The sequence below is a fragment of the Ruegeria sp. C8 genome, from assembly GCF_056537565.1.
This window is the reverse complement of the sequence record NZ_JBQFRV010000022.1, coordinates 56,819-65,196: the sequence shown is the minus strand read 5'-3', so window position 1 is coordinate 65,196 and position 8,378 is coordinate 56,819. Positions and strand designations below refer to the sequence as shown.

8 protein-coding genes are annotated in these 8,378 nt (G+C 59.8%); 1 reads left to right on the top strand and 7 read right to left on the bottom strand.

All coding sequences use genetic code 11. The features are described 5' to 3' along the window. Positions 1–133: 133 nt before the first annotated feature. From ACR0KL_RS20955 to ACR0KL_RS20925, 7 genes are all read right to left on the bottom strand, one after another. The gene (locus tag ACR0KL_RS20955) at positions 134–976 is read right to left on the bottom strand and encodes a fumarylacetoacetate hydrolase family protein (protein ID WP_170681056.1); all 843 of its coding nucleotides are present in this window, start codon (positions 974–976) and stop codon (positions 134–136) included. A gap of 102 nt (positions 977–1,078) precedes the next feature. Next, complete coding sequence (locus ACR0KL_RS20950; RefSeq protein ID WP_170681058.1) at positions 1,079–2,581, bottom strand: aldehyde dehydrogenase (NADP(+)); 1,503 nt, start codon at positions 2,579–2,581, stop codon at positions 1,079–1,081. A 12-nt stretch (positions 2,582–2,593) separates the two neighbouring features. Beyond that, the gene (locus ACR0KL_RS20945; RefSeq protein ID WP_170681060.1) at positions 2,594–3,706 is read right to left on the bottom strand and encodes a fumarylacetoacetate hydrolase family protein; all 1,113 of its coding nucleotides are present in this window, start codon (positions 3,704–3,706) and stop codon (positions 2,594–2,596) included. 1 nt (position 3,707) lies between these two features. Next, positions 3,708–4,538 carry an amidohydrolase family protein gene (locus ACR0KL_RS20940; RefSeq protein ID WP_480777464.1) on the bottom strand — a complete coding sequence of 277 codons (831 nt, stop codon included), beginning with the start codon at positions 4,536–4,538 and terminating at the stop codon, positions 3,708–3,710. Beyond that, entirely contained in the window at positions 4,535–4,963 is a 429-nt protein-coding gene (locus ACR0KL_RS20935) for an RbsD/FucU domain-containing protein (RefSeq protein WP_170681063.1), read from the bottom strand. Before ACR0KL_RS20935 ends, ACR0KL_RS20940 begins: the two co-directional genes overlap by 4 nt. Beyond that, complete coding sequence (locus ACR0KL_RS20930) at positions 4,953–6,005, bottom strand: aldo/keto reductase (RefSeq protein ID WP_480777463.1); 1,053 nt, start codon at positions 6,003–6,005, stop codon at positions 4,953–4,955. Before ACR0KL_RS20930 ends, ACR0KL_RS20935 begins: the two co-directional genes overlap by 11 nt. Further along, the gene (locus tag ACR0KL_RS20925) at positions 6,002–6,739 is read right to left on the bottom strand and encodes a GntR family transcriptional regulator (protein ID WP_480555394.1); all 738 of its coding nucleotides are present in this window, start codon (positions 6,737–6,739) and stop codon (positions 6,002–6,004) included. Before ACR0KL_RS20925 ends, ACR0KL_RS20930 begins: the two co-directional genes overlap by 4 nt. An 83-nt stretch (positions 6,740–6,822) precedes the next feature. Here ACR0KL_RS20925 and ACR0KL_RS20920 point away from each other — a divergent pair, with 83 nt between their 5' ends. Next, positions 6,823–8,376, top strand: coding sequence for an altronate dehydratase family protein (locus tag ACR0KL_RS20920; RefSeq protein WP_170681067.1), 1,554 nt, complete (start codon positions 6,823–6,825; stop codon positions 8,374–8,376). Positions 8,377–8,378: the final 2 nt, after the last annotated feature.

Sequence of the window (8,378 nt, the reverse complement as noted above, 5' to 3'; positions counted from 1 at the left end):
AGCGTGACAAACACGCCGAGGCACCACAGGCCGCAGAATAAACCAATCAAAACACAAACAATCCAAGCGCCGCCCAAAAGGGCGGCGCTTTTTTTGTTGATACAATGGCGTCCGATAGAAAGGACGCTATCGGTTACCCGGCGACGACACTCTGTCGTTGCACACCCAGCCCTTCGATCCCTAGCTCCATTTGGTCGCCTGGCTTCAGATAGGTTTGAGGGTTCTGCCCCATACCCACGCCCGGAGGTGTCCCGGTCGAGATCACATCACCGGGTAGTAGTGACATGAATTGCGACAGGTGCGAGATTACCGTCGCGACACCGAAATGCATCGTTCTGGTCGAGCCGTCCTGATAGCGATGCCCATTCACCTCAAGATACATTGGCAGGTTCTGCGGGTCCGAGACCTCATCCCGTGTCACCAGCCATGGGCCGATGGGGCCGAACGTGTCGGCGGACTTGCCTTTGACCCACTGCCCCGAGCGGTGCAGTTGAAAATCACGCTCGGACAGGTCGTTGACGACGCAATATCCAGCCACATGATCCAGCGCTTCTTCTCCCGAAATATACTTGGCCTCTTTACCGATGACGACGCCCAGTTCGACCTCCCAATCGGTTTTGACCGAACCACGCGGAATTTCTACGGTATCGTCCGGGCCAATGATCGCTGAGGTGGCTTTGAAGAAAATCACCGGCTCTTGCGGCAGTTCCATGCCGCTTTCGGCGGCGTGATCTGCGTAGTTCAGACCGATGCAGATGAACTTTCCCACCTGACCGACGCAGGCGCCAATTCGGGGTGAGCCTTCGACTTTGGGCAGGCTTGCGGGATCTATTGCCCTCAACTGCGTAAGCGTTTCATCCCCCAGCGCTTCGCCCGAAATGTCGCTAACCTCCCCCGAAAGATCGCGGATCGTACCTTCAGCATCCAGCAGTGCAGGTTTCTCAGCGCCCTTTGGGCCATAGCGGAGCAGTTTCATATCGAGTTCCTTCGTTGCTTGGATCGTTCAGCCGTCGCCAAGAGCAAACGGCTGTTCGATGGTATTTCTGCTGACATCGCCCGCAAGGCGCATCCGGCGGCTTTAAACATCCTCAGGAAGCAGATCAGTAGGGATGTCCTGATAGCAAACTGGCCGCAGGAAACGACGGATCGACAGAGTGCCAACCGATGTAGCGCCGAAATTTGTCGATGCCGGGTAGGGGCCGCCATGAACCATGCTGTCGCAGACCTCGACTCCTGTGGGGAAGCTGTTGGCCAGCAAGCGCCCGGCTTTCCGCTCGAGCAGTGGCAGCAGCGCCTGTGCGTCGGACTTATCGCCGGGGTCCAAATGAAAAGTGCAAGTCAGCTGGCCTTCGATAGCGCGCGCAATCTGCTGCATTTGAGCTGAGTCGCGGACGCGGACAACGATGCCGAGCGGGCCAAAGACCTCTTCTTGCAGTTTGTGATCGGCCAGCCAGTCATCGCCGGACACCGTGAACAAGTAGGCGGCCGCATCACGCGTCGCGCAGCTGGTGCCCATGATCTGAGTGACTCCGGTGCCCGCTGCGACACGCGAAACCCCCTGCCGGTAGGCTTCGGCGATGCCATCGGTTAGCATGGTTTGCTCTGCTATGGCGGACAGGCAAGCTGCGGCGGCAGACTGGAATGCATCTGCCTCGGGGCCGTCAATGATAACCGCGATGCCGGGATTGGTGCAGAACTGACCAGCTCCCATGGTCAATGAACCAGACCAGGCGGTCCCGATCTCGGCACCGCGCGCGGCGGCGGCTTGCGGCAGGATGAACATTGGATTGACCGAGCCAAGCTCACCGAAGAACGGGATTGGTTCATCGCGTTGAGCGCACTGGTCGAACAGGGCGCGACCACCAGCAAGGCTGCCGGTAAACCCAACCGCTCGGATCAGAGGATGCTGCACCAGACGCGTCCCAACGTCCCGCTTGCCACCTTGCACCAAAGTGAACACTCCGGGATGAACGCCTGTCGCCTTGATCGCGGCGTCGATTGCCTGCGCGACGATTTCACCCGTGCCCGGATGCGCCGAATGGCCTTTGACAACGACAGGACAACCTGCGGCCAAAGCAGCGGCCGTATCGCCCCCCGCGACCGAGAAAGCCAGCGGGAAGTTGGACGCGCCGAACACAGCTACAGGCCCTAGCGGGCGCTGGATCATGCGCAGGTCCGGGCGGGGCAGGGGCGCACGGTCGGGCATGGCCGGATCGTGGCGCATGTCCAGATATTCGCCCGCCTCTATGTGATCGGCGAACAGACGCAGCTGACCGACGGTACGGCCACGTTCGCCTTGCAAACGGACCTCGGGCAGGCCGGTTTCTTGCGTTCCAATTTCAGTGATCGCATCACCGCGTGCATCAATCTCGTCGGCAATCGTGCGCAGCAATACCGCCCGCTCGGCCCGGGTCGACCATCCGAACGAGGCAAAGGCCTCCTCGGCAGCGTCTACGGCACGGTCAACCAGCGCGGGCGTGCCCACTGCAAAGTCATGGCTTGGGCCATGGGCAGGTTCAGATGTAAAAGTGGCGTCTGCGCCGACCCATTCGCCAGCGATCAGGTGTTTTCCGGTTAACATGTTGGTTCTCTCTTAAAGCAGGTCGCGTTGGGCGAGGTTTCGCATCAGGTGTGAGGCCCCGAAGGTCCATTCAGGGCATTCCGTGGACAGGCGCACCGTGTTTGTCAGGGCCCCAAGCTGGCTGTTGGCGATGGTGACGATATCGCCCAGTTTATGTGTGAAGCCGCCTCCGGGTGTGTCGCGGTCCTGGGTTGGAGCAAAGAGCGTGCCCAGAAACAACATCAGCCCGTCCGGATATTGGTGGTGGCGTCCAATGGTCTGTTTCACTAGATCGGCCGGATCGCGGCTGATCTGGGACATGGAAGACGCGCCATTCAAAACAAACCCATCGGGTCCAGTGACAGTCAGCGTCAACTCGGCCTTGCGCACGTCGTCGAGGGTGAAGCCATCCTCGAACAGCCGGATCATTGGGCCGATCGCGCATGAGGCATTGTTGTCCTTGGCCTTGCTGAGCAACAGGGCCGAGCGCCCCTCGACATCGCGCAGGTTCACATCATTTCCCAGCGTCGCGCCCTTGATTTCGCCGCGTGAGGTGACGGCCAGAACCACCTCGGGTTCTGGGTTGTTCCAGGTGGAAATCGGGTGCAGCCCGATATCCGCGCCCGCGCCGACCGAAGACAAAACCTGCGCCTTGGAGAATACCTCGGCATCCGGTCCGATCCCGACCTCAAGGTATTGGCTCCAGAGCCCTTCTTCTATCAGCGCCTCTTTGACCTTAGCAGCCTCATCTGAGCCGGGCGTGATATTGGACAGGCTGTCGCCAATTCGCGCGCCGATGCGCGATCGTATCGCGTCGGCTTTGGCTGGGTCGCCTGCGGCCTGTTCCTCGATCACGCGCTCGACCATGGAACCGGCAAATGTGACGCCGCAGGCTTTGACCGCTTGCAGGTCACACGGCGCCAGCCAGTGGTGATCGGCGTCAAAAGGGCCAAGGTCTTCGCCTTGCGCCGCACGGACGTAGTCCGCTGCATCGTCCCGCTCAAGAATATCCCGAACGGTTGGCGCGGTTTTCGATGTGATATCGACCACGCGACCATCGCGCATGGTCACAACGCAGGGGCCAATCCCGGCGCGCTCAATACGTCCGAGCCACAGCCCGTTGGAGTCCAGATTTGGTAGAGTCATATCAATCCCTGAGGTTATAGGCCCGCGCGGCGTTGCCACCCATGACGGCATCTCGTTCGGAGCTGCAGAGTTGGCTCAGCAAAAGGTCCGTAGTTTCCAGCCAGCGTTCATAACTGCTGGCCAAGGTGCAAACCGGCCAGTCGCTGCCCCAGATCAGGCGGGAGTAGCCGAAGGTATTCAGCAGGTGGTCCACATAAGGTCGCAGATCATCGACGGTCCAATCGGATGCCGCTTCGGTGACAAGACCGGACAGTTTGCACCATGCGTTGGTCTCGCTGGCCAGCGCTGCCATATCCTCAGCCCAACCCTCGAATATTGCGTCCCGGATCAGCGGCTTGGAACCGTGATCAATGACAACTTTCATATCCGGATGACGGGACAGTAGCTTTTTGAGCGGTCCCAGATGATGCGGCAAGGTCAATGCGTCGAACGTCAGGCCCCGCGCTGTGAGTTCAGTAAAGGCTGGAGTCAGCGCGTCGCCGAGCATCCATTGTGGGTCGGTAATGTCTTGGATCATCGGACGAAGCCCAACCAGCGCTGGGTGCGCATCCAACGCAGCGATTTGGTTCACCGCATCCGGGGCTTCGAAATCCACCCAACCCACAACACCTTTGATAAATGGAGTCTCATCGGGCAGTGACAGCATGTATTCCGTCTCGGCCACCGTTGGTGCCGCCTGCACCAGAACGGTGCCTTCAATGCCGGCGTCTTTCAGCATCGGGGCCAGATCATCGGGGGCAAAGTCACGGTAGATCAAGTCCAAGTCAGGCGTCAGCCAGCCATAGTCCCCCCGCGCCAAGGTCCAGAAGTGCTGATGCGCGTCTATCCTCATGCGACAACGCCCTTTTTCAGGATGATATTGCCATAGAGCCTGCGCTCGCCCGTTTGGACGATGGCAAATGCGTTGGCCGCACGCTCATAGAAGGCAAACCGCTCGAGCCCCTGAATCTTAGCAGGGTTGTCCGCTGTCGTGTCGATGATGTCCTGAAAATCGGCGACGGCTTCGGGAATTGCGTCCGGATCACCGACCACCTGCATGGTCAGGGCCGGGTCGGTCACGAATGTATCCAGAGGCATTACGGACAGCACAGCCCGCAGCACCTCACTGGCGGTTGAGCCATCCGCGCGGATGCAATCCGGGCCGGTGCTTGTGCCGGGAAAGTTCGCGTCAGCGATCACGATTTCATCGCCGTGCCCCATGGCCCTAAGCGCATGTAGCAGGCTGGGCGACAGAATGGGGTCGATGTTACGCAGCATCGGCGGCCTCACTCGGCAGCGGTGCATCCGGACGGATCAGCCCCTCGGACCGCAGATCAGACCAGAGGCCCGGGGGTACTTCCCGTTCTAGCAGGGCCACGTTGGATTGCACTTCAGCCGCGCTAACAGCGCCCGGCACGACTGTTTTGACGCACGGATGGCCCAGAACAAATTGCAGGGCCGCCGCGATCAGAGGGGTGTCATGCGCGGCGCAAACGGCCTCGATCTTACGGACCCGCGCCAGTATGTCCTCGGGCGCATCGGCGTAGTTGTATTTTGCGCCCGGCACGGCTCCGGTGGCGAGGATGCCGGAATTGTAGGGCCCGCCCAGAATGATCCCTACGTCGCGCTTTTCACAAAGGGGCAGGAAACTGTCCAATGCCTCTTGCTCAAGCAGCGTGTAGCGACCGGCTAGCAGGAAGCCGTCGAAATCACCCAGACCCAGCAGCATTTCACACACCTGCCATTCGTTCACACCTGCGCCGATGGCGGCAATCTCTCCGGCGTCGCGCAGTTCGACCAAGGCTTTGTAGCCACCACCGTCGAACAGCTCACGCACCTTGGCGTCCGACATTTCCTGACTGCCCTGGCTGAAGACGCAGACGTCGTGCACCAGAAGGATGTCGGCATTTGCGACGCCGATCCGTTCGCGGCTGGCCTCGTAAGAGCGCATTACGCCGTCATAGGTATAGTCGAACACGATCCGTTTCTGAGGGACGTCCACGAAGGCCTCGGGCGTGACCTCATGGGGTTCGCAATCCAGCAGCAGACGCCCGATCTTGGTGGACAGCTGGATGTTCTCGCGCCCAAAGCGGGCAATCGCCTCGCCAAAGCGGCGCTCGGACCGTCCAAGCCCGTATTGCGGTGCGGTGTCAAAGAAACGGATACCCGCATCATAGGCGGCCTGAAGCGCGGCCTGCGCATCCTCATCCGACACTTTGCGGTACAGGTTTCCCAGCGGGGCACCGCCAAATCCCATCCGGGTCAGCGGAACGGGCCGCGCGGTGCGGTGATTGAGCAATTCTGTCTGTGAAACGGTCATCCTGCCTCGCTGTGCGACTGTTGGGTGAGATTGAAAAGGTGGGGTTTTTGCTGCCTGAGTTCCTCGATGCGCGGCATCAACTGTCCCAAATGGGCGCGCATTGCGTCCTGAGCGGCCTGTTCGTTGCGGCTGCAAATCGCGTCAAAAATGGCTTTGTGTTCCGCCAGTGTTTCCGCAATCCGGCCGGGGGTCGGCAGCAACAGCATCCGCGCCCGGCTCACCTGCAGAGAAACATTCTGCGCAACGTTGGCGAGGTGACGGAAGCCGGTGAAGTCCATCAGCATGCCGTGAAACTCTTCGTCGGCCTGATAGAAGCCGGGAATATCATCATCTTCGATCAAAAGTTCTTGCAGGCGCATATTGCGGCTGAGGCGTTTGCGCTGGTCTTCGGTCAGGTCCCGCGTCACTTTGGCGACGGTTGCTAGTTCGAGTGCTTCGCGCAGAAAGGCACCTTCGCGGATCTCATCCATCGAGAAATAGGACACACGCGTCCCGGATTGCGGGACAACATCCACCAGACCTTCAGATGCCAGTCGGGCGATGGCGTCCGCAACAGGCGCGCGTGACACGCCTAAACGCTCGCAAACCGGGGCCTTCCGAAGATTCGCGCCTGGTGGAAAGTCCAGCGCCAGAATCGCCGTTTTCAAAGAGTGGTGAACCCGCTGAGCCAGCGATCCTTCGGTGGTCGTAATCTCGGGCAGGAGAGAGGCATCAATATCTTGGAGCTTGTTCATAGCCAGATTTTAACATTCTAACATGTTAGTTGACAAGAGAAGATCTACCACTTAGCAACATGGACCAAGCAAGCGGGGAAGTGATGCAAGCACACGACGGCATAAATGTTCTGGAAAAGGCGGCGCGGGACGTCGTTCAGCTTAACCCTGATGACAATATTGTTATTGCCCTGCGTGACTTGCAGGCGGGCGAGCAGCCGTCACATGTGCCATCCCCTCTGACCTCGCAAGTGGCCCGTGGGCACAAAATTGCGACGATGCCGATTCGGGCTGGCGAAAATGTCATCCGTTACGGTCAGACTATTGGTCAGGCCAAAAGCGACATCGCGCCGGGTGAGCACATTCATGTCCACAATCTGGGGATGGGCGCGCATCAACAGGACTACGCGCATGCCAGCGCCAATACTCCGCTGCCAGTGCTGCCCGCAGATCGGACGTTTGACGGGTATCACCGTGCCGACGGTCGGGTAGGGACCCGCAACTATATCGGCATCCTGACCAGCGTGAATTGCTCAGGCTCGGTTGCAAGGTTCATTGCCGAGGCGGCCGAGAAGTCTGGGCTGCTGGATGCTTTCCCGAATGTCGATGGGGTGGTGCCCATTGTGCATGGCACGGGCTGCGGCATGTCCGGTAAGGATGAAGGCTACGCCACCTTGTTCCGCACACTGGCTGGTTACGCGCAGCACCCGAATTTCGGAGGAATCCTGCTGATCGGGCTGGGGTGCGAGGTCATGCAGGTCGCAGACCTTGTCGGAGGACGCCCGATCCGCACCGATGGTGTATTGCGTTACATGACCATCCAGAACGAGGGCGGCACGCGCCGCACCATCGAACGCGGGCTGGATGAGCTGCGAGGAATAGTCGAACTGGCCAATCAAGCCGCGCGCGCGCCCGCACCCATCAGTGCGATCACCGTCGGAATGCAGTGCGGTGGATCAGACGGGTATTCCGGGATCACGGCCAATCCGGCCCTTGGGTATGCCTCAGATCTGCTGGTGCGTCACGGCGGAACAACGATCCTGTCCGAGACATCAGAAATCTACGGGGCGGAGCATCTTTTGACCCGCCGCGCCGAGACCATCGAAGTGGGAGAAAAGCTCATAGAGCGTATCAACTGGTGGGAAGACTATACCGAGCGCAATGGCGGTGAGATGGACAATAACCCAAGCCCCGGCAACAAACGCGGCGGGCTGACGACCATTCTGGAGAAATCGCTGGGCGCTGTCGCCAAAGGCGGCACGGCACCGCTGCGCGATGTCTACAAGTTCGGCGAGAAGGTAGACAAACATGGGTTCGTCTTCATGGACAGCCCCGGATTTGATCCATGCTCGGTCACGGGGCAGGTGGCATCAGGCGCGAACCTGATTGTGTTCACCACCGGGCGCGGCTCGGTTTCGGGCTATCAGCCGACACCCTGCATCAAACTGGCGACCAACTCGGAAATGTACGCCCGGATGGCAGACGACATGGATCTGAACTGCGGCGACATCGTCACCGATGGCGTCAGCATCGAGGCAAAAGGCGAAGAGCTGTTCGAGATACTGATCCGTGTCGCCTCGGGTGAGAAAACCAAAAGTGAGGAACTTGGCTTTGGGGGCGTCGAGTTCGTCCCCTGGCAAATCGGCGCGGTGATGTAAGC

Excerpts from the sequence above, each read along its gene's own strand:
- ACR0KL_RS20940 (WP_480777464.1), bottom strand. The coding sequence starts at position 4,538 with ATGAGGATAGACGCGCATCAGCACTTCTGGACCTTGGCGCGGGGGGAC.
- ACR0KL_RS20920 (WP_170681067.1), top strand. The coding sequence starts at position 6,823 with ATGCAAGCACACGACGGCATAAATGTTCTGGAAAAGGCGGCGCGGGAC.
- ACR0KL_RS20925 (WP_480555394.1), bottom strand. The coding sequence starts at position 6,739 with ATGAACAAGCTCCAAGATATTGATGCCTCTCTCCTGCCCGAGATTACG.
- ACR0KL_RS20945 (WP_170681060.1), bottom strand. The coding sequence starts at position 3,706 with ATGACTCTACCAAATCTGGACTCCAACGGGCTGTGGCTCGGACGTATT.
- ACR0KL_RS20950 (WP_170681058.1), bottom strand. The coding sequence starts at position 2,581 with ATGTTAACCGGAAAACACCTGATCGCTGGCGAATGGGTCGGCGCAGAC.
- ACR0KL_RS20930 (WP_480777463.1), bottom strand. The coding sequence starts at position 6,005 with ATGACCGTTTCACAGACAGAATTGCTCAATCACCGCACCGCGCGGCCC.
- ACR0KL_RS20955 (WP_170681056.1), bottom strand. The coding sequence starts at position 976 with ATGAAACTGCTCCGCTATGGCCCAAAGGGCGCTGAGAAACCTGCACTG.
- ACR0KL_RS20935 (WP_170681063.1), bottom strand. The coding sequence starts at position 4,963 with ATGCTGCGTAACATCGACCCCATTCTGTCGCCCAGCCTGCTACATGCG.